This window comes from Bradyrhizobium sp. I71, from assembly GCF_022354745.1.
GTDB lineage: Bacteria > Pseudomonadota > Alphaproteobacteria > Rhizobiales > Xanthobacteraceae > Bradyrhizobium > Bradyrhizobium liaoningense.
The window spans coordinates 6461456-6486871 of sequence record NZ_CP059398.1; the positions used below are offsets into that span (position 1 = coordinate 6461456).

Consider the following 25416-nt stretch of genomic DNA (forward strand, 5'->3'; position numbering starts at 1 on the left):
CAGGCTAAGCCGCGTGGCCTGCCAGCGCCTCTTCGAGGCAGCGGATGATCTCATCGCCGCTGGAGGGCTTGCCGAGAAAGCAACGCGCGCCTGCGGCCATTACGCGCTGGCGCACGGATTCGCTTGGAAATGCCGTCATGAAGATGATCGGGAAGCGGCGGCCGGCGGCGATCAATTGGGCCTGCAACTCATCGCCCGTGATGACCGGCATCTGCACGTCGGCGATCATGCATGCCGGATCGTCTCCCGGCGCATGCCGCAGGAAGTCCAGGCCGGACTCGTAGGCATCGGCCTCGTAGCCGAGCGAACGCACCAGGCTCGCAAGCGAAGCGCGAACGCCTTCATCGTCGTCCACAATCGCAATCACAGGGGTCTTGGCCATTTGCGCACAATCCTGACCGCGGTGCTCCGCAAGGCAAGGAGGATATCTCCCGTTGCGCGGCCGATACCGCCTTATGCACCCAGGGCCCGGACCGCCGAAATTATACTCAGGTTTGGTCCGTAGTCCTGCGGGTTTGGGAAACTCCGAGCGCCTCGGCCTTGCGAACGAGGTCGGCCAGTGACCTAACACCCATCTTGCGCATGACGTTCCCGCGGTGGATTTTGACCGTGATCTCGCTGAGGCCGATCAGGGCCGCCACCTGCTTGTTCATCAGGCCGGCGGTGACATGGCCCATCACCTCGCGTTCGCGCGCCGTCAGGGTCTCGTACTGGGCGCGGATGTCCTCCTTGGCCGCGGCTTCGGCACGGTGCTGCGCATCGCGCTCGAGCGCCGCGGTCACGGCATCCAGCATGTCCTGGTCGCGAAACGGCTTTGAAAGGAAGTCGACGGCACCGGCCTTCATGGCACGCACCGACATCGGAATGTCCCCGTGGCCGGTCATGAAGATGATCGGATAGCTGATGCCCTGCCGGACGAACTGGCTCTGCAGATCGAGACCGCTCACGCCCGGAAGGCGGACGTCCAGCACGATGCAGCCCGGACCGTCGGGCAGCGAGCCGGCAAGCAATTCGGCGGGCGAGCCGTACAGGCGCGTCTGCAGGCCGACGGACCGGAACAGGCTGTCGAGCGAGGCGCGGATGCCTTCGTCGTCGTCGACGACGATTACCAATGCACTGGAGGGTTGGGCGGGCGGCTGCGCCTGGTTGGGTCGTGTCATGGCAAGGCGTGTTCTTGGCTAAATGGCAATGTCAGGTGGAATGTCGTTCCCGAGCCCGGAGTGCTCGCCACCGACAACCGGCCGCCGTGAGCTTCCACCGTGGTTCGGCAGATCGCAAGTCCCATGCCCATTCCGCCATCCTTCGTCGTGAAGAACGGATCAAACAGGCGCGGCAGGTCCTCGGGTTGGATACCCGGGCCGCTGTCCTGTACCATGATGGAGAGGGTTTCGCTGCCCTCGCTGCCGGCGCGCACCGTGATGGTGCGGGAACCGGGCTGGCCTGACATGGCCTGGCCGGCATTGATCAGAAGATTGACCAGGACCTGTTGCAGCTGGACCCGATCGCCGCGAATCGGTGGCAGATCGTGCTGCGACTCGACGGTGAGGGTGACCTGGTCCTTGGCGAGTTCGCGCGCGACAAGTGCGGTCGCCTCCTCGATGATCTCGCCGATTTGCAGCATATCCCGCTGGGGCGGGGCCTTCTTCAGGAAGGTGCGGATACGGGTCACGATCTCGCTGGCGCGGCGGCCCTGAGCGACGACATGGCCGATCGTCGTCGTGACCTCCTTGAGATCGGGGACGTCGCGCCGCAGCCACCGCAAGCCGGCCTCGCCGCTGGTGACGATCGCCGCCAGCGGCTGGTTCACCTCATGTGCAATTGACGCGCTGAGCTCGCCGAGGGTTGCAACGCGTGCAGCATGAGCGAGCTCGGCTTGGGCCGCGAGCAGCGCATCCTGCGCCTGCCGGCGCTCGGTAATGTCGACGACGAAGATGAGCACGTTGTGATCTTCGTCGGATTGAGGCGGAAAGGTGATCGTGAACAGCACGGGGACCTTGCGTCCGTCGAGGCGCACGAGCTCGCTCTCCCCTTCGTGGAACTGCTCTCCTTCCGCGAATGCCACCAGTGCGTCCAGGAAACTGCGATCGTTCTCGCCCAGCAGCTTGTCCACGTTCTCGATGAAGGCCGCAGAGCTGCTCGCCCCCGCCATCTTCTGCAGGGCAGGATTGACGTCGGTAATTCTGGCAAGTCCGCGGGCATGGCGGACGAAATCGGGATGTCGTGCCAGATAGTCGCGCAGGTCCGCCCCTCGGGTCGGTAGCGAATGCAGCGCGGTCCGTAGTCCGCTCCAGTCCTCCTCTACGACGCCGATCCGGCTGGCGTCGAACATCCGGCGGTATCGTTGCTCGCTCTGCACGAGCGCGCTGTGCGCCGCCACCTGGTCCGTGACGTCGGTGTGCGTTTCGAGCACTCCAACGGGTTTGCCGAGATGGTCGTGTTGCAGCGCCCAGCGGGCATCGACCGCGAGTACGGCACCGGCCTTCGTGCGCTGCTCAACCCTGCCTTCCCATCGCCCGGTATCGAGCAGGGTGGCCTCGATGACTTCCCTCCGGTCGGGATAGCTGGTTCGCAGAAGCTTGTCGGCGATCTGCCCGAGCGCCTCGTCGGTGGTCCAGCCGTAGGTCTGTTCCGCGGCCTTGTTCCAGAAATTGATCACGCCGGCGCGATCGCGGACGAAGATCATGTCATGCGAGAGGTTGAGCAGGCGGGCCTGCGCCGCCAGGCGATTGGTTGCGGCATGATTCTGGAGCGCGAGCAGCGTGGTGATTGCGATGGCCGCGAGGCTCACCAGGGCACGAAGGGCCGGTGAGCCGATGGGCTCGTGATCATGCGATAACAGATACGCGGTCATCGTCAGGGCGGCACAGCCAATCGCGGCGACGATGATGTCGTTGCGCCGGTTCGTCCTCGCCGCGAGCAGAATCGCAACGACGTAGAGAACCGCGACCGCACCTTCGAGCGGCGTCAGCACGTCGACCATGAAGACCGCGAGGGCGAGGACGGCGGACCAGAACCGCAGGCCGGCGCGGCTCATGGACGAGCCCGTGGGCCGATCAAAGTTCGTCATCGTCTCAGGTGGGGTTTCTTCTCATTGCAACCGCGTTGATGCCGCGATTTAATCGCGCCCACAATATCCCGCCAGCTGATTTTCGTGCCCTCTTGGAAGACCTCGTGGATAGTCCAATGCGGCGAGGGCGGCGACACGGAAATTCCCCTGCGGAACAAGGCTTATCGGTGATTTTGCCGATCGCGGACGCGTCAACTTACCGCAGGCAGGGGGAGCTTCAGGGCTCGAGCGTGGGGCGGAGTGTTCCGCTCGCCCTCTCGCCCCGGGATCATACCTACGTATGACTCGGTTAACCCGAGACCTTATCCATGCACCCGCGCGTAGAATGGAGCGCGCGGATCGCCGAACTACTCTGCTCCCATAGCATTCGGACAAGCCGGCCAGGCATTGCTGGTGCGAATTGGGACAAGGAGGTTCGACGATGTCGCTGCAGATATCATACTCGCAAAATGCCAAGGATCATGTCGCCGCCACGATGGACGTCTCTCCCATCGACGGCCCACAGCTGCGGTCGTCGAAACGTTCGTCGCGCTCCGGCGAGGAGGCGGTGATGCTCTCTCTCGTGCATCTGGATGTTGCGCTGGCCATCGAGCCACCAGCACCGGGCGTGCAGGGATCTGCCAGTGGCGGGCCGAGCTTCAGGGTGTCCGCGAAACGTCTTGCGCACGTGTCCGCGGAGTCCGATCGGGAGACGGGTGCGGAGGGAAGTGCGGACCCGGTGATGCGGCGCCTCTCGGATGCCCTCGCGGCAACCAAAGCCATGCAAGATCCGCATTCCGCCATTCTCGTCGACGCATTGCGCCTGGCCATTCTGACCCGCAAGGCCAGCGGAGGGACGACGGCCGCACGAGGCCAGTCCGAGCCGGCCGAGAGTGACCGTGGAGGGCACGCCTGCCGGGCGGTGCGGTCGCTGCAAAAATGGCGCCTCAAGCGCGTCATGCAGTATATCGACGACAATCTGGACGCGAAGGTCACCTTGCAGCATCTGTCCGCCGTTGCCGGCCTCAGCCGGATGCACTTCGCCGCGCAGTTCCGGGCGGCCGTCGGCATGCGGCCGCACGAATATCTGCTGAAGCGGCGGATCGAGCGGGCTCAGGAATTGCTGCAGCGGCCGGACATCTCGCTCGTAGACATCGCCTTGACCGTCGGGTTCCAGACGCAGGCTCATTTCACGACAGTCTTCAAGCGCTTCGCCGGCAATACGCCATATCAGTGGAGGAGTGCTCATCTTGCGCAATTCCTGCCGCTGCCGCGCCCGGAAGCGAGGGCGTCATGAGCGGCGTCGGTATGCAGGCCCTGTTGCTGCCGCTGCTCGGCATTCACTCGGCACTGGCGCACCACGAACTCATGGGATTGTACGAGATCGCGCGTATTCTCGGTGCCTCCTATCGCTTCGCATCCTCGCAGCCGGGGTCAGGCGCCCTATATGGTCGCTTCACCCTGAACTTCTGCAAAGCTATCGTCGGAGGCGTCGCACACTATGTGTTGATGGACCGGTCGATAGATGACGCGGTCCCGCAGACTTGAAATAGACAGGCGCTGGACTGATACGAGCAGCTCCGCGGTCGCTCGACGGGCCATTATGGCCGAGCGCTCCGCCGGGATGCGCTGTGGCGAGCAGGTGTTCGAGGTCGATGGGCCGCGCAGTGACAGTGGGATTCAAGCTCGCAGGACGGCCTCGATCTCTTGCGCTGCTCTAAGCAGCGAGCGGTCTTGCCCACGGGCGCCGATGATCTGAAGGCCGAATGGAAGGCCGCACCGGTCCGTTCCGCACGGAATCGAAATTGCCGGCAGGCGGGCATGATTGACAAAGGGCGTGAACACCGCGTGGGCACGCGGGCTCACGGCTTTTCCGCCGATCATGTCCGGGCCGAGCTGCGTCAGCGGCCACGCGACGCATGGCACCGTCGGCGTCAGCAAGAGGTCAACTTCGGTGAAGAAAGCCGAGAAGGCATTGGCGATCGCGGCGCTCGCGAGCAGTGCTCCGGCAACCTCAGCACCCGACCAGGAGAGACCTCGCTCGATCTGCTTGGCGATGTCGGGATCGAAGACGGTGGGATCCTTGCGGAAAGTATCACCATAGAGTGCCGCGAGACCCGCATGCTGAAGCGGCATGATGGCGTCTTCCGTGGCGCCTGCCGGCCAGACGGGATCGCGCTGCGTGATGCACAAACCTGCCGCCGAAAGGCGGTCGATGGTGGAGACGAGCCCATTCGCGACGACGTCATCGATCGCGGCATCGAGACCGAGGCGCGGCGAGAACGCGATGCGCTGGGCGCCGATCTCTTCGGCCTGCCGCGCAACGACGGCAGAATCCGGATCGCGCGGGTCGGCGCCGACCATGGCTTCGAATGCCAGCGCAATATCGGCCGCATCGGCTGCGATCGGTGCGATGACGGAGAGGCCGAAGAAGGGCTCGGCGAAACCCGGCCCATAGGGGATCGCGCCATAGGACGGCTTGAAGCCGGCGACCCCGACATGGGCTGGCGGCCTGCGGTTCGAGCCGCCCGCGTCGGTGCCGATCGCGAGCGGCACGAGGCCGGCGGCGACGGCCGCGGCCGGGCCGCCCGATGAGCCGCCGGGCGTCAGCGCGGGATCGAGGGGGTGCCGCGTTGGCCCATACAGCGGCGAGGTGGTGACGCCCTTGCAGGCGAACTCGGATGTTGCGCCGATGCCGACGACGACCGCACCGGCCCTGCGCAGGCGCTCGATCGCGATGGCATCGCGCGGTGCGATGAACTCGCGAAACAGGCGCGAGCCCTGCGTCACGCGCCAGCCGCCGACCCAGATGTTGTCCTTGACGATGACGGGGACGCCGGCGAGCGGCATTGCCTCGCCGGCACGCAGGCGATCGTCGACCGCCGCAGCGTCGGCCAGCGTGCGCGCGGGATCGATCGTGACCACCGCGTTCAACGCCATGCCGGCCTCAATGCGGGCGAGCGCGGCCTTTGCGGTTTCGACGGCGCTCGTCCGCCCGGCTGCGACATCGGCCGCGATCTCACGGGCACTATGCGCTGGCATTGTCACGGCCTCCCCAGAACAGCGCCACCGTGCCGCAGAGGGCAAGGCACGCCAAGGCAAAGAATGCCGCGCCGAGGCCGGCCACGCCATCAAGGATTGATACCAGTGCAGGCGCCGCCAGCAGGCCGGCATAGGATGCGGTCAGCACCGCGCCGGTGGTTTCGCCGATCCGGTCTTGAGGGGCGAGGCGGGCGATCTCGGCGATGAAGACGCCGTTCCAGCCCGACGCCGTCAGGCCGAACAGCGCCGCAATCGCGAACTGCCAGGTGCGACTGAGCGATCCGCCGTCGAGGCCGAGCAGCGCGGCGCAGAAGGCCATGCCGAGACCGATGACGATGAGCACCATCCGCGAGGCATCGAGCCGCATCGCCACAAATCCCCAGCCGAGCCGGCCGACGAGGCCGCCGGCCTGCGCGCAGGCGAGCGCCATGCCGGCCTCGATATGGCTGAGGCCGAGTTCACGGGTGCCAAGCGTGACGAACACCGTGTTCAGCGACACCTGCATCGCGCTGAACGGCATCGAGGCCAGCGCCAGCATCGCGATGCGCCGGTCCGCCGTCATCAGCGCCAGCCGCGCACGGAGATCGAGCTTCGGGGGCGGGACGAGCTTGACGGCGTAGGCCGGTCGCAACCATTCAAACAGAATGATCGCCAGCAGCGCGCAGAGGCCCACCACCGCATAGCACCAGGCCGGCCCGAATGCGATGGCGATCGCGGGCAGGGCCAGCGAGCCGCAGACGGCGCCAATCTGGTTGCCGGTCTGGCGCACCGAGAACACGAAGGTGCGCCGCTCGGCGGTCACGAGCCGCGCCAGCAGTGCCGCGCTCGCCGGTGTCTCGGGCCCCATCGCAAGGCCAAGGCAGATGCCCGCGGCCAGCAGGGCGGCGGTCGATCCGAGCGCGGCCAACGCCATGGCGACGACGATGGCCGCCGCGCACAGGCTCGCGATCCGCAGCGAGCCGACCCGCGCGATGAAGCCGCCGCCCCAGAACGAGGCCGGGATGCCGACGGCGAACACAGCGCAGGAGAACATCGAGAGCTGCCAGACCTCGATATGGGCGCGCGGCGCGACCACGCCAGGCGCGAACAAGGCAAACGCAACGAGGGCCTGCAGCAAGGTCATCGCGCCAAGGGCCGGCAGCAATGCGGGTGCTGGCCGAACGGCCGCGTTTCCGTCTACCATCGCGGCTTGCTCATGGGAGGAACAACGTGGCAGGCGGCATTTCCATTCACGCGGTCGATGTGGCGAGCGGGCGCCCGGCGCAGGGGCTGCGCGTCGAGATCCGGCGGATCGATCCGGACTCCTCGCGCATCGCCGACGGGCGGCTCGGCGCCAACGGCGTACTCGATCATACCGTCGCGCAAGGCGCTGGCGTGACGGCCGGCGAGTACGAGGTGCTGTTTCATCTCGGCGAGTTCTTCGGCGACAGCGACGGTTTCCTGACCGTGACGCCGTTCCGCTTCCGCATCAAGAACGTTGACGAGCATTTTCATCTGCCGCTGAAATTCACGCGCTGGGGCTACTCGCTGTTTCGCGGTGCCTGATCAGTTGGTCAGCCGCCGCGACAGGCCGGTGACACGCTCCATGACCGCGACCAGCGCGACGGTGGCGATGATCAGCACGCCGGAGAGCGCGGCGATGGTAACGTCGAGCTTGCCTTCGAGATCTTGCCACATCCGGATCGGCAGCATGTCGGTCGCGGCATCGCGCAGGAACAGCGACACCGGCACGTTGTCGAAAGACGACATGAAAGCGATGAAGGCGCCCGCGATGATGCCGGGCCGGATCAGCGGCAGCACGATGCGCCGGAACGTGTAGAGACGGCTTGCCCCCAGCACGGCCGAGCTTTCGAGCAGGGTCGGCTCGAGCTGGGCGAGGGCGGCGACGGTGTTGCGCACGACATAGGGGACGCAGACCACGGTGTGTCCGATCACCAGCGTCAGCGGCGATACCGGCAGGCCGACCAGCGAGAACAGCATCAGGGCGGCAAGGCCGAAGGCGAGCGCCGGCAAGACCAGCGGCGACATGAAGAGGGAATCGAGCAGCCGTGCGGACAGCGTCCGCGACCGCGAGATTGCGAGCGCGGCCGCGACGCCGAGCACGACGGAGAGGCCCGTTGCCCAGAACGCCACGATCAGGCTGTTCTTCGCCGCGAAATGCAGCTGCCAGGCATTCCACAATTCGGCGTACCAACGCAGCGAATAGCCGGGCGGCGGGAAGCGCAGCGAGAAACCGCTCGTGAAGGAGACGATCACAACCACCAGCGATGGCGCGATGATGATGATCAGCGCGATCACCGCGATCACGGTCATGACCAGCTCGAAGCTCAGGGCTTCCAGGGTACGCCTGCGGCCGCTCATCACGCGCCTCCATAGCCGCGCGACAGGCGGCCGAGCGTGGTGAAGACCGAGACGACCGCGAGCACGGCGAGCAGGAAGATGATCGAGATCGCCGCCGCAAACGGCCAGTTCTGCAGCGTGGAGGCTTGCTGATAGAGATACATCGGCATGAATAGCATCTGCCCGCCGCCGACCAGCGACTGGGTGATGAAGGCGGTGATCGCGGCGGCATAGGTCAGCGTGCAGCCGGCGATCACGCCGGGCAGCGACAACGGCAGCACGATTCTGAAGAAGGTGCGCCAGCTTCCGGCGCCGAGCGAGCAGGAGGCATCGTCGAGATTGGGATCGATGCGGCTGAGCGCGGTGATCAGCGGCAGTGTCATCAGCGGCATCTGCACCTGCGCCAGCGCGATCACCACGCCGAACTGCGTATAGAGCAGCTTGAGGGGAGTATCGATGACGCCGAGCGATTGCAGCGTGGCGTTGATGATGCCCTGCCGACCCAGGATGACGATCCAGGCGAAGGTACGAACGACCACGCTGGTCAAAAGCGGCAGCAGAACGATCAGGATGATGATGGTCTGAAGCTTTGGTCCGACTCGTTGATAGAGCCACGCGATGGGAAAGCCGAGCAAGAGACAGACGGCGGTTACCTCGGCGCCCAGCAGCAGTGTCGAGCCGAGCACGCCCAGGCTGAATGGATCGGTGAGAAAGTGCAGGTACTGGCCGAGCCCCCAATGGAGCCCGGCCGTGTCGTTGTGCAGCGAGAGCCAGAACAATTGCAGCAGCGGCGCGACGAAGAAGAAGAGGAAGAACAGCGCCAGCGGCGCTGCCAATCCCATCCCGTAGGATGTCACATCGCGTGATGCCGGTGCTGTGCCCATGGCTCAGATCTTGATTTCGCGGTTGAAGCGCTCGATCCAGGCCGAGCGCTGCTCGTTGATCTTCTTCCAGTCCTGGAACACGAACTTCTTCTTCAGCTCGGCCGTGTCCTTGGCCAGCACGCGCGCGATCTCGCCGCCCATCGTGACCTTGGAATTGGTCGGCACGATCAGATAGGGCGGGTTCATCAGCGTGGTCTGTACCTCCGGCGTCAACGCCGCCTCGATCAGCTTGAAGGCGAGCTCGCGGTTGGGCGAGTTCTTGACGATGTGGATCGTGGTCTTGAAGGCGATGGCGCCTTCCTTCGGCGCCACGAACTCGACCGGCACGCCCCGCGCTTTCAGGATCTGGATGGCGTTGAAATTGCCGGGCGAGATGTCGATCTGGCCTTGCTGGAACAGGGTCGCGAGTGCGCCGGGATTGGCGGCGACCGCGGCGAGATTGGGCTTCAGCTCTTCCAGCGCCTTGAAGGCGGGATCGACATTGGCTTCCGAGCCGCCGCGCATCTTGGCGATCTCGACCAGCCATCCGGTGCCGAGCGTCGAGTTGAGATTGGTGATGCCGACGCGGCCCTTGAACTCGGGCTTCCAGAGATCGGCCCATGACGTCGGCGGCGTCTTGACGGCTTCCGGATTGTAGGTGAGGCCGACGACCTGAAAGAACGGGGCGGGGCCCATCGGCTCCTGCGCCTCGGCGATCAGGTCCTTGTAATGGGCGCTTTTCTCGACCGGATAGGGCTCGACCAGGTCCTGGCCGATGGCGACGAGTGCGGGGCCGGGATCATGCAGCATGACGTCGATCGGCGGATTGGCCTTGGCGGCGTTGACCTTCGCGATCTGGTCGACCGAGAGCATCGGGTCGAGCACGATCGCGGCGTCTGCATTCGCCTTGCGAAAGGCCGGCACCAGCACTGCCTTGTGGGCTTCCTCCCAACTGCCGGTGAAGGTCGCGAACACCAGTGGGCGAGCCTGGGCAAAGCTCAGTCCGGGAAACGCTTTCATGGCGCCGAGTGTGAGGGCGGTGGTCAGCAGGCTTCGGCGGTTGAGGATCATGTCGAACTCCGTTTGGACTATGACTGCATTTCAAAGCGTTGCGGAAAAGGCGTTGGCGAGCGACGGGGCGAGCGGCGCGAGGCGCACCGCAGCACCGTTCTCCAGCGCGCGCGTCTCGCCGATGCGCGCCTGGGAGACCTTGACGCCGGAGCCGTCGGCAGTGGTGACTTCGTGCACGACGGTGGCTCCCAGCGGCAGCGACATGCCGACCACACCGGCAAAGCCGGTCTCGTCGCCGACGAATTGCAGATGCTCGGGACGGATGCAGACGGTGACGCGGCCACCCTCACTGAGCGCCCCGCCGGCGGGCCGTGCGATGATCTCCGCGCCGGCGTCGAGGCGCACCTTGGCGGCGGTACGGTCCGCCGAAACCACCACGCCGGGCATGCGGTTGGTCGAACCGACGAAAGTGTTGACGAACAATGTCTGCGGCCGGTCGTAGACGTCGGACGGTGTGCCGAACTGCTCGAGCTTGCCGTGGCTCAGCACGGCGACGCGGTCCGCCATCGACAGCGCCTCTTCCTGGTCGTGAGTGACGATGAGCGTGGTGATGCCGGAAACGCGCTGCAGCCGCTTGACCTCAATCTGCATGTCGAGCCGCAGATTCTTGTCCAGCGCGGCAAATGGCTCGTCAAGCAGCAGGATCGACGGCTTGATCGCGAGCGCCCGGGCCAGCGCGACGCGCTGCTGCTGGCCGCCGGAGAGTTGCCGCGGCAGCCGCTCACCCATAGCAGGCAGCTGCACCAGATCCAGCAGGCGCTGCGCCTCGCGCTGGCGCGTCGCCTTGTCGATGCCGCGGGCTGCGAGGCCGTAAGCGACGTTCTCACTGATCGACAGGTGCGGAAACAGCGCGTAGTTCTGGAACACGATTCCGACCGCGCGGCGGTTCGGCGGCAGCGTGTCTACGATGTCATCGCCGATGATGATCCGCCCTTGCGTCTGCGCGATGAAGCCGGCGATGATACGCAAGAGCGTTGTCTTGCCGCAGCCGGACGGGCCGAGCAGGGCGATGATCTCGCCACCCTTGATGTCGAGATTGATGTTCTCGACTGCAAGCGCGCCACTCGGGTAACGGTGGGTGACCGCGTCGACGATGAGCGATCGGCCGCCTTGCGTTTCAGCCATGGTGTTGCCTCCCGTTGCCCCAGAGGAGAAAGCAAGTCTCATGCCCGCGCCTGTCGCTTTTCGGCGCGCGCTCAGGCATGGTGGCCCGATGACATCGGATCGATCGGTTTGCGACCTCACAACCACGGAGCTTGCGCGCGGGATTGCGAGGCGCGAGCTGTCCTCGCGTGAGGCCGTTGACGCGCATCTTGCGCGGATTGCGAGTCTCGACAGTCAGTTGGCGGCGTTCGTGACGGTCGATGCTGATGGTGCTCGCCGCGCCGCGCAGATTTGCGATGCGGCATCGGAGCCGTTCGGTCCGCTGCACGGTGTGCCTATCGGGATCAAAGACCTCACCGACACCGGCGGGCTCAAGACGACTCATGGATCGATGCTGTTTCGCGATCACGTTCCGGCCGAGGACGATCTGGTGGTCGCGCGGCTGCGCCGCGCCGGTGCGATCATTCTGGGCAAGACCAACACGCCGGAGTTCGGTTTCGGCGCGGTCTGCACCAACCGATTGTGCGGGCCGACGCGCAATCCCTACGATCCCGCACTGACCTCCGGCGGATCGTCCGGCGGCTCTGCCGTCGCGGTCGCGGCCGGCATGGTGCCGCTGGCGCATGGCACCGATTTCGGCGGCTCGGTGCGCACGCCCGCAAGCTTCTGCGACGTCGCCTCGATCCGGCCGACGCCCGGCCGCATTCCGTCGCCGTGCCGTCCGCTCGGCTGGGACATGCTCGCCACCCACGGTTTCCTTGCCCGCGGTGTCGATGACCTCGCGCTTGCGCTGTCCGTGTGCGAGGGAAGCGATGTGCGCGACCCCGTATCGCTCGGCCTCGGCAGCGACGATTGGTCGAACGCGGGACGTCCGAGGATCGCCGTAACACCCGATTTCGGTGTTGCGCCGGTCGCACGCCACGTTCGCGCGCGTTTCAACACCGCATGCGAGGCGCTGTCCCGGGTTGCCGAAATCGTGCCGTCGTCGCCCGATTGTAGCGGCGCGGTCGAAACCTTCCGCGTGCTGCGCGCTGCGCACATCGCCAACAGCTATGGCGAGTTGCTGAGGACCAGGCGTGCGGAACTCACTCCGACGGTGATCTGGAATATCGAGGCCGGCGCGAAACTGTCCGCGCAGGATTACCTCGACGCTGAACGGCGTCGCACCGCCATCTACCGCAGCTTTCGCGAGCTGTTCATCGGTACCGATTTCCTGATTGCGCCGGCCGCGTCCGTCTTCCCCTGGCCGAACGAGATCAGCGATGTCACCGCAATTGACGGGGCGGCATCGGAGACGCCGATCGACTATCTCGCGGTCACCTTCATCGTGTCGCTGGTCGGCTTTCCGGTCCTGACCATGCCGGTACGACGAGACGCGAGCGAACTGCCCTTCGGCATCCAGATCATCGCGCCGCCGGGCGGCGAATCCCGCTTGTTCGCCTTCGGCCGTAGTCTCGAGAACGAACTGGGTTTTTCGCATCGCCGGCCGCCTTTCTGATCAGCTGTCGCGATGCTCGATCCGGGCGGCGAGCGCCGCGGCGAGACCGAGGGTCGGTTTGGCGGCGGGCCGGCGGAACGTTCCCGCTGCTGCCTTGCGCAGGCGCAAGGCAACCAGCGCTTCGGCCTGCTTCACTGAGGCGACGACCTGATCGACCACGGGAACGGGAATCCGGTCGGCGACGCGCTCGGCGAGGCCGGAGAGCGGGGCCCCGGCAAAGATCAGCACATCGGCCTTGTCCTCGACGATGGCGCGGTGGGCGAGCTCGACCAGCACGTCCTCCTTCTCGGTGCCGACCTCGGAGATGGCCTGGAACGGCGTATCGAGCATGCGGATGCCGGCGCAACGCTCCCACAATCCATGCGCGCGGACGCACTCCTCGTACCAGGGCCCGAGCGCCTGGGCGAAGGTGACGATGGCGAAGCGGCGCCCGGCCATGCAGGCGGTCAGCATTGCCGCTTCCGCCATGCCGATCACGGGAATGTCGAAGGTCTCGCGCGCGGCGAACAGGCCGGGATCGCCGAAGGCCGCGATGATCGCGGCATCGACCCTCCTGTGCTGCTCGGCCAGCATCTCCAGCGCAATGGCCCCGCCGATCTGCGCCTCGGTGCGCGTCGCGATATAGGGCACGCCGCGGGTCGCGGTGCAGGGGATCAGCTCCGTCCCGGGCGAGACCGCCCGCTGCCCGACACCCATCATCAGGTGCGTGACCTCGGCGCTGGTGTTCGGGTTGAGCAGCAGCAGCTTCATGACTATGCCGCCGTCTGCTTGGCCTGAGAGGCGGCGAGGACTTCGAGCAGGGCCGTGCCGGTGCGCGCGACATGCGCGCCGAGCAGGCGGCCCGCCGCTTCGCCGTCGCGCGCTTCGAGGGCGGCCAGGATATCGGCGTGCTCGTCGACCGAATTGCTCCAGCGCCGTTCGGCGCCGAGGGCGAGATATCGCGCGCGCTCGGCCCGGGAGATCAGCGTCTCGTGAGCTTCCCGCAGCGGCGTGTTACGGGCCATGCGGACGATGGCGTTGTGGATCTCGCCGTTGATGGCGAAATAGTCGTCCAGCTTGCCGCTGCGGTGATGACCCTCCATGCGGGCCTGAAGCGTGCGCAGGCGGGCGAGGTCGCGCTCGGTCGCGCGCTCCGCAGCGAGCTCGGCGGCGAGCCGCTCGATACCGGCGAGCGCTTCGAACAATTCCGAGATGCCGTCCGCCGCGATACCGGCAATGCGCGGGCTGCGGTTGGGACGAAGCTCGATCAACCCCTCCGCGGCAAGCACTTTCATCGCCTCGCGCAAGGGGGTGCGCGACACGCCGAGCTCCTTCGACAGCCAGGTCTCCTGGGTCTGCGACCCCGGTGGCAGTTCGCCGCGAATGATCATCGTCCGCATCCGCGCCGCAGCACGCTCATGCAGGCCCATCCGCTTGAGTTTGGGCGACTTTCGTCCCTTTGACGCTTCCGGTTTTGGCTGCACGCGTGCCTCGCTTCTCACCTTGATCTTAGCCGCTTCCGGCTCCTTGGCTTGCTCAAAATATCGACGTATCTCGCTGAAAACAATGGCATAGCGCGCAAATTGTATGCAGCATGCAGAAAGTGGATTGCGTTGCGGCGAAGGGCGACGGATGATCCTGCGCAAAGCGCGGATATCGCGCCTTCGAAGCGGAGTAAGCGATGCGGACGAGTTTGCGACTGGGTCTAGTGGCAATGGCGGCAATGCTTGGCGGAAGCGATTTCGCCTCGGCGCAGACGGCGAAGATCAAGCTCGGCTACGCCAAATGCGCGCACTGCCTGCCGATGTCGCTGATCCCAGGCATGGCCAAGGGCGTCGAGGTCGAGGCCACCGGCTTCAACTCGGGGAACGACGTTCTCACCGCCTTGATATCGAAGAGCATCGACGTCGCGCAGGTCACCTATCTCCACTACATCACCGCGCTCGACAAAGGCTTTGACGTCGTTGCCGTGTCCGGTCAGATCAATGGCGGCTCGGAATGCCTGTCCTCCGCGAAGCTGAGCCTGCCGCCCGAGGACTGGGCCACGTTCAAGGCGACCGTTGCGAAGGCGAAGAGCGACGGTCAGCCGCTGAAGGTTGCGGCCTCCCGCGGCAACGCGCAGGACATCCACATGCGCGGGGCGTTCCTCAAGCAGGGCGTCGATCCCAACAAGGACATCCAGTTCATCAACATTCCCAATCCGTCCGACCATCTCGCGGCACTCCAGCGCGGCGAGGTCGACATGATCTGTTCGGTCGAGCCGTTTGCATCGCAGATCCGGCTCGCCGGTGCCGGCAAGCACTTCGTGTTGCCGTATGAACAGGCCGCAGGCAATTTGACCAACTTGATCGTCACCCGCTCCGATGTGATCGCGGGCCAGCGCGCCGGCGTCCAGGGCGTGGTCGCCGCCGTGGTCGAGCTCGACAACAAGCTGATCGCCGACAAGGCGCCGTGGATCGAGGTCATCAACAAGCTCACCGGCCTCGACAAGAATGTGGCGACCGAAGCGCTGAAGAATGCCTCGCCAGATCCCGCGATCCATCGTTCACAGACGCTGGCGATCGCGGCGATGATGCGCGACCTCAAATACATCTCCAAGGACGTCTCCGCGGAAGCGGAGAAGAACATGGACTATTCGTTCCTGGAAAAGGCCACGGGAAAGGCCAAGAATGACCTCGGTTACTGACGTCTCGCCCGCGAGGCCAACGGTCCGGCTGACGCGAGCGTTCCAGGGGCTCGAACGCCTCGTCGTCCCCGCGCTGTTGATTGCGGGCTGGGAGGCGTTTGCCCGCAGTGGCATGCTGCCGCCCGCGCTGCTGCCGGCGCCGAGTGCGGTACTGCATGCGCTCGGCGATTGGGTGTTCGGCTTCGACGAGACCACGCAGACCTACTCTGGCCATTGGCTGCGTGATGCGCTCGCCAGCGCGCTTCGCGTCTTTGGCGGCTTTGCATTGGCAAGCCTGCTCGGCATCCTCGCCGGGGTCGCGATCGGCTGGTCCCGGCTGTTCGAGAAGACGCTGGAGCCGACACTGCAGATGTTGCGCCCGATCCCGCCGGTGTCCTGGATTCCGCTCGCGATCATCTGGTTCGGGATCGCCGACAAGCCGGCCATCTTCCTGGTCTTCCTCGGTGCATTCTTTCCGGTGCTGATGAACAGCATCCATGGTGTCAAGACCGTCGACCACAATCTCGTGCGGGCCGGCGCGATGATGGGCGCCAACGGCCGGCAGATGCTGACAGACATCGTGCTGCCGGCGGCGCTGCCCTCGATCTTCGCCGGCCTGCGCATTGCGGTCGGCTCGGCCTGGATGCTGACTGTCACGGCCGAGATGGTCGCGGTGAAGAGCGGCCTCGGCTACGTGCTCTGGGATTCCTATTACTTCCTGCGCTACGACATCGTGCTCGCGGCAATGATATCGATCGGGCTGCTCGGCTATCTCTCCGACCTCGGCCTCAAGGCGATCATGGCGCGCACGCTGCGCTGGCAGCAGACAACCACCGTGCAGGGCAGGGCGGGCTGATGGCGGCAATCGAGCTTCGCAACATCGTCAAGGTGTTCTCCGACAAGCGGCGCGGCCGCGACCTGCTGACGCTGGACAACATCAATCTCGACATCGAGGCCAACGACTTCGTCTGCCTGCTCGGCCCCTCTGGCTGCGGCAAGTCGACCCTCCTGAACATCATCGCCGGCTTCGAGCAGGCGACGTCCGGGCGCACGCTGGTCGACGGCAAGCAGGTGGAGCGGCCCGGCTCGGACCGCGGCGTGGTGTTCCAGCAGCCGACCCTGATGCCGTGGCTGACGGCCATCGACAACATCGCCTTCCATCTCAAGCTCAAGGGCGTTGCCAAGGCCGAGCGGCACCACCGCGCCATGGAGTTCATCGACCTTGTCGGCCTTCGCGGTTTCGAGCATCATCATCCCTCCGAAATGTCGGGTGGCATGAACCAGCGCGTGGGCATCGCCCGCGCACTGTTGATGAATCCGAGCGTCATCCTGATGGACGAGCCGTTTGCGGCGCTGGATGCCCAGACCAAGCTCGAAATGCAGGAGGAGCTGGTCGCGATCTGGCAGAAGCGCCGCTGCACCATCGTGTTCGTCACCCACAGTGTCGACGAGGCGCTGGTGCTCGGCAACAAGATCGTGGTCATGACCAGGCGGCCGGGCCGGATCCGGGAGGCCGTCAATTTCGACCTGCCGCGCCCGCGCGATATCACCAGCCCCGAGTTCAACGACGCAAAACGCCACATCCTGTCGCTGATCCGCGAGGAGTCGACGCGCCTTGCGCAGGCGTCGTAAGGTTTCGGCATGCGCAAGCGTCTCGGCATGATCACGCCGTCCTCCAACTCGGTGCTCGAGCCCGTCACCAGCGCCATGCTGGCAGGCGCTCCCGGCGTCACTGCGCATTTCTCGCGCTTCCGCGTCACGGAGATTGCGCTCGCCGCCGCCGCGCTGAACCAGTTCGACGCGTCCGTGATGCTTCCGGCAGCGGATATGCTGGCGGATGCCAAGGTTGATGCCATCGCCTGGAACGGCACCTCCGCGAGTTGGCTCGGGATCGGCCGCGACAGAAGCCTGTGCGAAGCGATCGCGGCGCGCACGGGTATCCCGGCGACAACGTCCACGCTGGCCTGCATTGACGCCGCTCGCGCGCTCGGCGCCAGACATGTCGGATTGGTCTCGCCCTATACCGATGACGTGCAGCAACGTATCGCGGAGGTCTGGGCCGGGGAGGGAGTCGCGCCGCATGCCGAGCGGCATCTCGGCCTGCGCGACAATTTTTCCTTCGGCGAGGTCGCGCCTGCGACCATCGCCGAGATGATCCGGGCCGTGGCGGCGGAGGGTGCCGACGCGATCGTCATCCTCTGCACCAATCTCGACGGCGCCGCGCTGGCGGCCACGCTGGAGCGGGAGCTGGACATCGCCGTGCTCGACTCGGTTGCGGTGACGCTTTGGCGATCCCTCGGCCTCGCCGGGGGCAACGTCACGACCCTTGCGCAATGGGGCCGGATCTTCCAGACAATGCCAGCCATCAAGTGACGGAGGCCTCAGTGACGCAGCTCGATCTCGCCATTCGCGGCGGCACCATCGTGACGGCCAGCGACGAGTTTCGCGCCGATATCGGCATTCGCGACGGCCGTATCGTCAGCATTGCAGACAGCATCGAGGGCGCGGCACGCGAGATCGATGCGACGGGATTGCTCGCGCTGCCGGGCGGCATCGACAGCCACGTCCACATCTCCCAGCCGTCGGGCCCCGATGTGGTGATGGCCGACGATTTTGCCTCGGCGACGCGCGCGGCTGCTGCCGGCGGCAACACCATGGTGCTGCCCTTCGCGCTCCAGGAGAAGGGCACCTCCCTGCGGACCTGCGTCGAGAACTACCGTAAGCTTGCCGAGGGCGAGTGCTATATCGACACGGCGTTCCATCTCATCATTTCCGATCCGACCGCGGTCGTGCTCGGCCAGGAGCTGCCGGCTCTCGTCAAGGACGGCTACACCTCGTTCAAGGTGTTCATGACCTATGACGACCTCGTGCTCAGCGACAAGCAGCTGCTCGAGGTGTTCGAGGTGGCGCGCCGTGAGGAGGCGCTGGTCATGGTCCATTGTGAGGGCTACGACGCCATCCGCTTCCTCACCAGCAAGCTGGAACGCGAAGGCCATATCGCGCCTTATTATCACGGCACCTCGCGGCCCCAGGCCGTCGAGCGCGAGGCGACGCATCGTGCCATCAGCCATGCCGAGGTGATCGGCGTTCCCATCATGATCGTGCACGTCTCGGGCCGAGAGGCGATGGAGCAGGTGCGCTGGGCCCAGCAGCGCGGCTTGCCGGTGCATGCGGAAACCTGCCCGCAATACATCACGCTGACGGCCGACGACATGAAGGGCCTGAACATGGACATATCAGGTGCGAAGTACGTCTGCTCGCCGCCGCCGCGCGACCTCGAGAGCCAGCAGGCGATCTGGGAGGGTATCACGTCAGGCGTGTTCCAGACCTTCTCGTCCGATCATTGCCCGTTCCGCTACGACGATCCCAAGGGCAAGCTGACGCCGAATGCGCGCACCTCGTTCCGCTGGGTGCCGAACGGCATCCCCGGTGTCGAGACCCGGCTGCCGATCCTGTTCTCCGAGGGCGTCTCGAAGGGACGCATCACCCTGCAAAAGTTCGTCGAGCTGACCGCGACCAACCACGCCCGCATCTACGGCCTCTATCCGCGCAAGGGCTCGATCGGCGTCGGCTTTGATGCCGACATCGTTCTCTGGGATCCCAAATTGAAGAAGCCCATCCGGCAGGCCGATCTGCATCACGGCTCAGATTACACGCCATGGGAAGGTTTCGAGGTCACGGGATGGCCGGTGACGACGATCGCCCGCGGCCAAGTGGTCTATGACCAGGGTCGGATCGTCGGCGCCAAGGGGGCAGGCAATGTGCTGAGCCGGGGCAAGTCGAGCCTGATCTGATCCAGATCGATGCGCCGTCAAGGCTGAGTTCTAGAAGGTCGTGGCCATTGCAGCGAGGCGCCGATGGGCCCTTTCACGGGCGGCATCGACCGGCTGCTGAGGTCCGGTGGTTGGACCGATCAGAACGAAGCGGACATTGCTGATTCCGATGAAGCGCAGGATCTCCCGCAGGTAAGGCGTTGCCATATCGGTGCGGCCGCGGTTCATGCCTGTGGCAAAATCGCTGCCGCTGGCCAGGATCACCAGTGTCGGTCGATCCTGCAGCAGCGGGAAATATCCGTGCGACGGGTCGAAGCGAAAGGTGAGCCCGGGCTGGACGATGATGTCGAACCACTGCTTGAGCTTGTAGGGAATACCGAAGTTCCACATCGGGGTCGAGATCAGCACCCGATCGGCAAGCGAAAAGCGCAGCGCCATTCGCTCGGCCTCGGCGAAGCTGTCGCGTTGGGTGTCGTTGAAGGCCTGAGCCTTCATGCGTGCATATTTGGCCTCGACGATCGGGCCCGTGAATTCCGGCATCCGCTCGCGCCAGATGTCCACGACGTCGACGTCCCAATCCGGGCGCGCCTGGCGAAATCTGTCGAGAAAGATGCGCGCCCCGTCACTCGACTCGGACTCGGCGCGGGGCGAGCAGGTCAGATGCAGCAGCTTCGCCACAGCTCATCCCAGCGCTCTGATGACGGCATCGGCCCTGGTCACGACCGCGACGTTCTGCATGGCAAAATTGATCGAGGCATTGTGCCAGTCGGAATTCATCGTCGAGCAGCAATCCTCGGGCACGATCATGAAATAGCCCTTGTCAGCACCGGTGCGAGCGGTGTGCTCGACCGACATGTTGGTCCACGCGCCGGTATTGATGATCATGTCGCGGCCGGTGGCCTTGAGAATCGTCTCCAGCCGCGTGCCTTCCCAGGCGCTCATGCGCATCTTCTCGACCACGAAATCGCCGGGCCGCGGCTCGAGGCCGGAAACGGGCGCGACGCCCCAGCTTCCGCGCACCATCGCCTTGCTATCGACGAGGCCCTCGAACAACGGTGCATTCAGCGTGACGCCGGGGGCGCCGGGCTCCACGACGAACCAGACATGGATGATGGCGACACCGCGCCCGCGTGCGGCTTCCGCCAGACGGCGCACATTCTCCACAACATGCTGTTGCTTTGCATGACCCGGCGCGCCTGAATCGGCGAAAGCGCCGCCGTCCATGATGACGTCGTTCTGGAGATCCTGGATGATCATGGCGCAGCGCTGCGGATCGAGCCGCATCTCGCCCTCGGTCAGAACAGGCGAGGCCGGCGATGAGCTCGGGCCTGCTCCGCCGCCTGCGCGCTTGCCGCTCATGTAAGGCTCGTGGCGGGGCCCGACCCTGGTCGGGATTGCGTACACCGAATGCGTCGAGGTGAGATAAAGCGTGCGGAAATCCGGCCCGCCCCAGGTGAGGTTGGCGACCAGCTCCGGCACGCGGACCTTGCCGAGCAGTTCGCCGCGTGGCGAATAGACCCAGACGCCGCCGGGCGCGGTGACCCAGATATTGCCGTGCTGGTCGCACTTCATGCCATCGGGCAGACCGGGTTCGAGCTCGGACTTTATCCCACTCGCAAACACCCGTGCATTCGAGAGCGAACCGTCGCTGCCGACGTCGAATACGCGGATCAGGGCTTGCACGGTGTCGTTGACATAGAGCAGCTTCTCGTCCGGCGAGAAGCACAATCCATTCGGCTGATCGAACAGGTTGCGATCGACCATGAGTTTCGGTTCGCTGCCGGGCACGACCCGATAGACGCCCTGGAAGCCGAGCTGGCGCGGTCGCTCGACGCCGTAGACCGGCATGCGGCCATACCAGGGATCGGAGAAATAGATCGCGCCCGACGAATGGACGCAGACATCGTTCGGGCTGTTGAGCTCCTGACCGCTGAAATGCGAAGCGAGCACCTCGCGCCGTCCGTCCGACCGTTCGCGGACCAGCGACGACGTCGCGTGCTCGCAAACGATCAGGTTGAGCTCGGCGTCGTAGGTCATGCCGTTGCATTTGTTCGACGGGCGTTTGACCTCGACGACGCCCCGCCGCGCATCCCAGCGCCGGCGCACGTCGCCCGGCATGTCGGAGAACAGCAGATAATGATCGACCGGATGCCAGATCGGCCCCTCCGTGAAATCGAATCCGGTGCCGATCTGTGCGACCGGCGCATAGGGGTCGATCAGGTTGTCGAACTCGCTTCGCAACGTCACATGCGTCATCGGTTGATCCTCGACAACATCAAGCCGGGAACCAGTTGCGCTGGGGGAGCGACTGCACGATCGGACCAGGAACTTGGTCGTGCAGGCGCCCCACGACATTGCCGCCTTCGATCTTGGCGGGCCGGTCGTGGACGGGGAGCAGGTAGCGTGAATTGCTGAGCAGCTTCTTGATCGCCGCCTTCTCGGCACGCTTGCTGGTGCCATGGTTGCCGGTGGTGCGCGGCTCCCAATCGTGGATTTCGTGGAACGGCGTCACGATCTGATCATTGAAATCGTAGATCACGTCGCCGCAGATGGTGGCGATGCCATCGGCGGTGTGGACGATGATGTTCATCGATCCTTCGGTGTGAGCGTTGGCGGCGTCGCAATAGACCCCGGGCATCAGCTCGATCGGGCCGGTGATCTCGAGGTCGAGGAAGCGCAGCGCGCTCTTGGTATGCAGGCGGTCGATCAGGTGCTTGATGTCGGGTGCCGGATATTGCGGATGCATCAGGCCGGACACCGAATATTCGAGCTCCTTGCGGTTGAGCACGACGGTCGTGTTCATCGGGAACAGGTCGTCCTTGCCGGCATGGTCGATGTGCAGATGCGTGTGGCAGACGAAGCGGACGTCGCCCATGCGCACGCCGTGCCGCGCCAGCTGGTTTTCGATCATGTTCTCGTGGTACTGAAGTCCCCGCATGCCCAGCGTCTCCATGATCTGGTTGGAGCGATATCCGGTGTCGACCACGACCGGATAGGGGCCGCCGAGGATCAGGAAGCCAAGGGTGAGGACACGGCGGGTACGGCCGCAATCGCGGCCGAGCACCAGGAAGCTCGATTCCAGCTCGATATCGCCGTAGTCCAGGATCTTGATCTCCAGCGCCATTCGGTTCCCTCCTGTCTTGCTTCTCGTCTTTCAAAGTCGATACACGCGCGCCGCGGTGGCACTGAAGATCGCGTCCTGTTGCGTGGGACTCAGCGGCGCGGCGGCTGCGCGAAACGCGCCAACCAGCTCGCGATAGCTGGTCCACAACTTCTCGATCGGGAAATTGGAGCCGAACAGGCAGCGCTCGGCGCCGAAGATCGCGACCGTGTCGGTGAGCACGGCGGCGATGTGCGCGGGATCGTTGCGATGGATGAAGGTGCCGAGACCTGAGAGCTTCGAGACCACGTTAGGACAGGCCGCAAGCCGCGCCATGCCGGCGCGCCAGGCGCTGCGGCCAGACGGTGAGAGGTCCTCCAGCATGCCGGCATGCTGAAGGATGAAGGTCACCTTTGGACAAGCGTCGGCCAGCTCCGCGGCCTCCGGCATCTGTGGCGTGAACACCTGCAGATCGAAGCTCCAGCCATAGTCGGCGAGACGCGCGACGTTGCGGCGGATCAAGGGGTCGGCGCAGAGATCCGAGCGGGCCGCAAAGCGGTAGAGCGGGTTCTCGTGCCAATGCAGCTGCATGCGCACCCCGCGCAGCAGCGGATAGCGTTTGAGGCGGTCGAGCTGCGGGCGCACGTCATCGGCCGCGAAATTGGCGTAGGCGACGATGGCGTGCGGCCAGCCGTGCTCATCAGCCGTCTGCTGCACCCAGGCAGCCTCGTCCTCGAAACGGTCATTGGCCCAGTTGGTCTGGACGTAGACGGAACGGGTGACGCCGCTGCCCTTGAGGTCGTCGAGATATTCCTGGATCGGATAATCGCGCCGGATCGGCTCGTAGGGGCCGAAGATGCGGGGCTGCATCGGGCCGGTCAGCCAAGGCAGGTCGGCCTGCCGCCAGATGTGATGATGGCCGTCGACAATATGGTTCACGCCGCTCTCCTTCCCAGTGCCAGTACATGAGCGACGATCGTGGCGCTCGATCCGCCGTCCACGAGATCGTCGACGAAGCGTTCGATCGCGACCAGCGCTTCGGTCTGCGGACGGAAGCCGGGGCCTGTCGCGAGGGGCGTCAGCCAGCTGAGGCGCCAGGCCCGCCGCGACAGTTTCGCGACCGCGTCGCGAAGGGCGTCCGGTTGGCCGCGCTCGAGTCCGTCCGACAAGATGACCACGGCAGCGCCGCGGGCGTAGCCGCCGAACCGCGGGACCGCGAGAAAGGCCTGCAGCGCGTCGCCGATGCGGGTGCCGCCGTCCCAGTCGCTGACGAGATGCGCTGCCGCATTCAGCGCCTGTTCGCGGCGTTTCAGCCGCAGCGCGCGGGTGACACGGGTCAGCCGCGTGCCGAAGGTGAAGACTTCGACGTTCGGCGCAGCCTGCACCAGCGCGTGGGCGAGCTTCATGTTCTCCTCGGTGCGGCTCTTCATCGAGCCGGAAACGTCGATCAGCAGCAGGATTTTTCTCGGGCGCTGACGTCGCTTCATATGGCCGAGACGCAGGATCTCGCCATCGCTGCGGACGCTGTCGCGCAAGGTGCGGCGGAGATCGGCGAAGGGGCCGCGGCGCGCCCGCATGCGGCGGTGCCCGCGCCGCCGCGGCAGGCGGCGGGGAGCTTCTCGTGTCAGGCGCCGGAGCGCATCGATCGTGGAGAGTTGGGCGAAGCGCCGCTCGACCAGCGCTTCGGTGCGCGTCGCGGCAAGGCCGGACTCATTGGCATCGTCGGAGAGCAGGGGCTCCTCGTCGCCGCGACCTTCCTCCTGGAGACGCACGGTCTCGTCGTCCTCGCCGTCTTCGGCATGCTCGATCGCCTCGCTGCCGCGGAAATGGTGATCAAACAGCCGGTCGAAGGTGGCGCGGCGCTCGGGCGGCGGGGCGAGGGTGGCGAGCGCAGATTGCCTGATGTCGCCGAGGTCGCGCGGGCCCAGCAGTGCGATTGCGGTAAGGAATGCGGTGGTCTGCTCCGGGGCAACGGCAAAGCCGTTGACGCGCAGCAGCGCGGCGAAGGAAACGAAGATGCGGGCAGCGCGCGGAAGCTGCAACTCGGTGCTCATGCGGTCGCCTCCGCGAGCAGGGCATCGAGCCGGGGCGCGATGAAATGCAGATCCTCCTCGTCCTTCAGCGCTACGCCGATTGAGCGTTTGAAGGCGTCCGGCCAGCGCGCGCCGCCCCTGTTGAGGAGCGTCGCGGCCTCGGCCCAGTCGACAGCTTCGGCGATGCCGGGCGCCTTGCTCAGCGGTTCGCGCCGCAATTTCTCCACGGCCGCGACAACGGCGCGCGCCGTGGTTTCGGCGACGCTGGATGCGCGCATCATGATGATCCGTGCCTCCCGCTCGGCGTCGGGATAGTCGATCCAGTGATAGACACAGCGGCGGCGCAGGGCTTCGTGCAAATCGCGTGTCCGGTTCGATGTTAGCACGACCACCGGCCGCTCGGCCGCGCGGACCGTGCCGCGCTCGGGGATGGAGATCTGGAAATCGGACAGGAACTCGAGCAGGAACGCCTCGAACTCCTGGTCGGCACGGTCGATTTCGTCGATCAGGAGCACGGTGGAATCGGGCGCGCGGAGCACCGCCAGCATCGGTCGTTCGATCAGGAAGGCCTCGCCATAGATGTCGATGCTCTCGTCGCCGGCCTGGCGGATGGCCAGCATCTGGCGCGGGTAGTTCCATTCATAGAGCGCAGCGGAGGAGTCGATGCCCTCGTAGCATTGCAGCCGGATGAGGCGGCGGCCGAGCACGGCGGCGATCGCCTTTGCTGCTTCGGTCTTGCCGACACCGGGGGCACCTTCCAGCAGCAGCGGCTTGCCGAGGGCAAGGCCGAGATAGGCCGCCGTCGCCAGTCCCTCGTCGGCGAGGTAATAGGCCGCGCGCAGCGCCTTCTCCAGCGCCTCCGGGCTGTCAATGCCGACGATGTTGCTGCGAACCGCCACGGC

Annotated in this window: 26 protein-coding genes; 9 read left to right on the forward strand and 17 right to left on the reverse strand. The window is 65.6% G+C overall.

What is annotated here, in order from left to right:
• Positions 1 to 4: 4 nt before the first annotated feature.
• The 3 genes from FJV43_RS30825 to FJV43_RS30835 form a co-directional block, all read right to left on the reverse strand.
• Entirely contained in the window at positions 5 to 382 is a 378-nt protein-coding gene (locus FJV43_RS30825) for a response regulator (protein ID WP_239622778.1), read from the reverse strand.
• Between the two features lie 106 nt (positions 383 to 488).
• Complete coding sequence (locus tag FJV43_RS30830; protein WP_028179426.1) at positions 489 to 1160, reverse strand: response regulator transcription factor; 672 nt, start codon at positions 1158 to 1160, stop codon at positions 489 to 491.
• Positions 1157 to 2980 carry a PAS domain-containing sensor histidine kinase gene (locus FJV43_RS30835; RefSeq protein ID WP_239622779.1) on the reverse strand — a complete coding sequence of 608 codons (1824 nt, stop codon included), beginning with the start codon at positions 2978 to 2980 and terminating at the stop codon, positions 1157 to 1159. Before FJV43_RS30835 ends, FJV43_RS30830 begins: the two co-directional genes overlap by 4 nt.
• A 508-nt stretch (positions 2981 to 3488) precedes the next feature.
• Between FJV43_RS30835 and FJV43_RS30840 the strand changes: the two genes are divergently transcribed.
• Complete coding sequence (locus FJV43_RS30840) at positions 3489 to 4343, forward strand: AraC family transcriptional regulator (protein WP_239622780.1); 855 nt, start codon at positions 3489 to 3491, stop codon at positions 4341 to 4343.
• Positions 4340 to 4594: a hypothetical protein gene (locus FJV43_RS30845; RefSeq protein WP_239622781.1), complete on the forward strand. Its 255-nt coding sequence runs from the start codon at positions 4340 to 4342 to the stop codon at positions 4592 to 4594. Before FJV43_RS30840 ends, FJV43_RS30845 begins: the two co-directional genes overlap by 4 nt.
• Positions 4595 to 4726: 132 nt before the next feature.
• Here the strand turns inward: FJV43_RS30845 and FJV43_RS30850 are convergent, their stop codons facing one another.
• Both FJV43_RS30850 and FJV43_RS30855 read right to left on the reverse strand, forming a co-directional pair.
• Positions 4727 to 6088, reverse strand: coding sequence for an amidase (locus FJV43_RS30850; RefSeq protein ID WP_239622782.1), 1362 nt, complete (start codon positions 6086 to 6088; stop codon positions 4727 to 4729).
• Entirely contained in the window at positions 6075 to 7271 is a 1197-nt protein-coding gene (locus FJV43_RS30855) for an MFS transporter (RefSeq protein ID WP_239622783.1), read from the reverse strand. Before FJV43_RS30855 ends, FJV43_RS30850 begins: the two co-directional genes overlap by 14 nt.
• A 26-nt stretch (positions 7272 to 7297) precedes the next feature.
• On the opposite strand from FJV43_RS30855, the gene FJV43_RS30860 reads away from it, so the two are divergent.
• Positions 7298 to 7633, forward strand: coding sequence for a hydroxyisourate hydrolase (locus tag FJV43_RS30860; protein ID WP_239622784.1), 336 nt, complete (start codon positions 7298 to 7300; stop codon positions 7631 to 7633).
• Here the strand turns inward: FJV43_RS30860 and FJV43_RS30865 are convergent, their stop codons facing one another.
• Genes FJV43_RS30865 through FJV43_RS30880 form a run of 4 tightly spaced genes read right to left on the reverse strand, consistent with a single transcriptional unit; the run spans position 7634 to position 11487 of the window.
• Positions 7634 to 8449, reverse strand: coding sequence for an ABC transporter permease (locus FJV43_RS30865; RefSeq protein WP_197965506.1), 816 nt, complete (start codon positions 8447 to 8449; stop codon positions 7634 to 7636).
• A complete protein-coding gene (locus FJV43_RS30870; RefSeq protein ID WP_239622785.1) occupies positions 8449 to 9312 on the reverse strand; it encodes an ABC transporter permease in 864 nt (287 codons plus the stop codon). The genes FJV43_RS30865 and FJV43_RS30870 overlap by 1 nt, the downstream gene beginning before the upstream one ends.
• A gap of 3 nt (positions 9313 to 9315) precedes the next feature.
• Entirely contained in the window at positions 9316 to 10362 is a 1047-nt protein-coding gene (locus tag FJV43_RS30875; protein ID WP_239622786.1) for an ABC transporter substrate-binding protein, read from the reverse strand.
• 30 nt (positions 10363 to 10392) lie between these two features.
• The gene (locus tag FJV43_RS30880; RefSeq protein ID WP_239622787.1) at positions 10393 to 11487 is read right to left on the reverse strand and encodes an ABC transporter ATP-binding protein; all 1095 of its coding nucleotides are present in this window, start codon (positions 11485 to 11487) and stop codon (positions 10393 to 10395) included.
• A gap of 229 nt (positions 11488 to 11716) precedes the next feature.
• Here FJV43_RS30880 and FJV43_RS30885 point away from each other — a divergent pair, with 229 nt between their 5' ends.
• Positions 11717 to 12964 carry an amidase family protein gene (locus tag FJV43_RS30885; RefSeq protein ID WP_239622788.1) on the forward strand — a complete coding sequence of 416 codons (1248 nt, stop codon included), beginning with the start codon at positions 11717 to 11719 and terminating at the stop codon, positions 12962 to 12964.
• Here FJV43_RS30885 and FJV43_RS30890 read toward each other — a convergent pair whose 3' ends face one another.
• Together FJV43_RS30890 and FJV43_RS30895 are read right to left on the reverse strand one after the other, a co-directional pair.
• Positions 12965 to 13714: an aspartate/glutamate racemase family protein gene (locus FJV43_RS30890; RefSeq protein WP_239622789.1), complete on the reverse strand. Its 750-nt coding sequence runs from the start codon at positions 13712 to 13714 to the stop codon at positions 12965 to 12967.
• Positions 13715 to 13716: 2 nt separating this feature from the next.
• Positions 13717 to 14496 (reverse strand): GntR family transcriptional regulator, encoded by a 780-nt coding sequence (locus tag FJV43_RS30895; RefSeq protein WP_239629688.1) that lies wholly within the window; start codon positions 14494 to 14496, stop codon positions 13717 to 13719.
• Between the two features lie 128 nt (positions 14497 to 14624).
• Here FJV43_RS30895 and FJV43_RS30900 point away from each other — a divergent pair, with 128 nt between their 5' ends.
• Genes FJV43_RS30900 through hydA form a run of 5 tightly spaced genes read left to right on the forward strand, consistent with a single transcriptional unit; the run spans position 14625 to position 19402 of the window.
• Positions 14625 to 15629, forward strand: a complete 1005-nt coding sequence (locus FJV43_RS30900) for an ABC transporter substrate-binding protein (protein ID WP_239622790.1) — start codon at positions 14625 to 14627, stop codon at positions 15627 to 15629.
• On the forward strand, positions 15613 to 16464 hold the full coding sequence (locus FJV43_RS30905) for an ABC transporter permease (protein WP_239622791.1): 852 nt from the start codon (positions 15613 to 15615) through the stop codon (positions 16462 to 16464). Before FJV43_RS30900 ends, FJV43_RS30905 begins: the two co-directional genes overlap by 17 nt.
• A complete protein-coding gene (locus FJV43_RS30910; RefSeq protein WP_061020907.1) occupies positions 16464 to 17240 on the forward strand; it encodes an ABC transporter ATP-binding protein in 777 nt (258 codons plus the stop codon). The genes FJV43_RS30905 and FJV43_RS30910 overlap by 1 nt, the downstream gene beginning before the upstream one ends.
• Before the next feature lie 9 nt (positions 17241 to 17249).
• Positions 17250 to 17981 (forward strand): aspartate/glutamate racemase family protein, encoded by a 732-nt coding sequence (locus FJV43_RS30915; protein ID WP_239622792.1) that lies wholly within the window; start codon positions 17250 to 17252, stop codon positions 17979 to 17981.
• Positions 17942 to 19402, forward strand: coding sequence for a dihydropyrimidinase (gene hydA, locus FJV43_RS30920; protein ID WP_239622793.1), 1461 nt, complete (start codon positions 17942 to 17944; stop codon positions 19400 to 19402). The genes FJV43_RS30915 and hydA overlap by 40 nt, the downstream gene beginning before the upstream one ends.
• Positions 19403 to 19432: 30 nt before the next feature.
• Here hydA and FJV43_RS30925 read toward each other — a convergent pair whose 3' ends face one another.
• Genes FJV43_RS30925 through FJV43_RS30950 form a run of 6 tightly spaced genes read right to left on the reverse strand, consistent with a single transcriptional unit; the run spans position 19433 to position 25413 of the window.
• Positions 19433 to 20059 carry an NAD(P)H-dependent oxidoreductase gene (locus FJV43_RS30925; RefSeq protein WP_239622794.1) on the reverse strand — a complete coding sequence of 209 codons (627 nt, stop codon included), beginning with the start codon at positions 20057 to 20059 and terminating at the stop codon, positions 19433 to 19435.
• Positions 20060 to 20062: 3 nt separating this feature from the next.
• Positions 20063 to 21637 (reverse strand): isochorismatase family protein, encoded by a 1575-nt coding sequence (locus FJV43_RS30930; protein WP_239622795.1) that lies wholly within the window; start codon positions 21635 to 21637, stop codon positions 20063 to 20065.
• A gap of 19 nt (positions 21638 to 21656) precedes the next feature.
• On the reverse strand, positions 21657 to 22505 hold the full coding sequence (locus tag FJV43_RS30935) for an MBL fold metallo-hydrolase (RefSeq protein ID WP_239622797.1): 849 nt from the start codon (positions 22503 to 22505) through the stop codon (positions 21657 to 21659).
• A 30-nt stretch (positions 22506 to 22535) separates the two neighbouring features.
• Positions 22536 to 23420, reverse strand: coding sequence for an amidohydrolase family protein (locus FJV43_RS30940; protein WP_239622798.1), 885 nt, complete (start codon positions 23418 to 23420; stop codon positions 22536 to 22538).
• On the reverse strand, positions 23417 to 24535 hold the full coding sequence (locus FJV43_RS30945) for a VWA domain-containing protein (protein WP_239622800.1): 1119 nt from the start codon (positions 24533 to 24535) through the stop codon (positions 23417 to 23419). The genes FJV43_RS30940 and FJV43_RS30945 overlap by 4 nt, the downstream gene beginning before the upstream one ends.
• Positions 24532 to 25413, reverse strand: a complete 882-nt coding sequence (locus FJV43_RS30950) for a MoxR family ATPase (protein ID WP_239622801.1) — start codon at positions 25411 to 25413, stop codon at positions 24532 to 24534. Before FJV43_RS30950 ends, FJV43_RS30945 begins: the two co-directional genes overlap by 4 nt.
• Positions 25414 to 25416 lie beyond the last annotated feature (3 nt).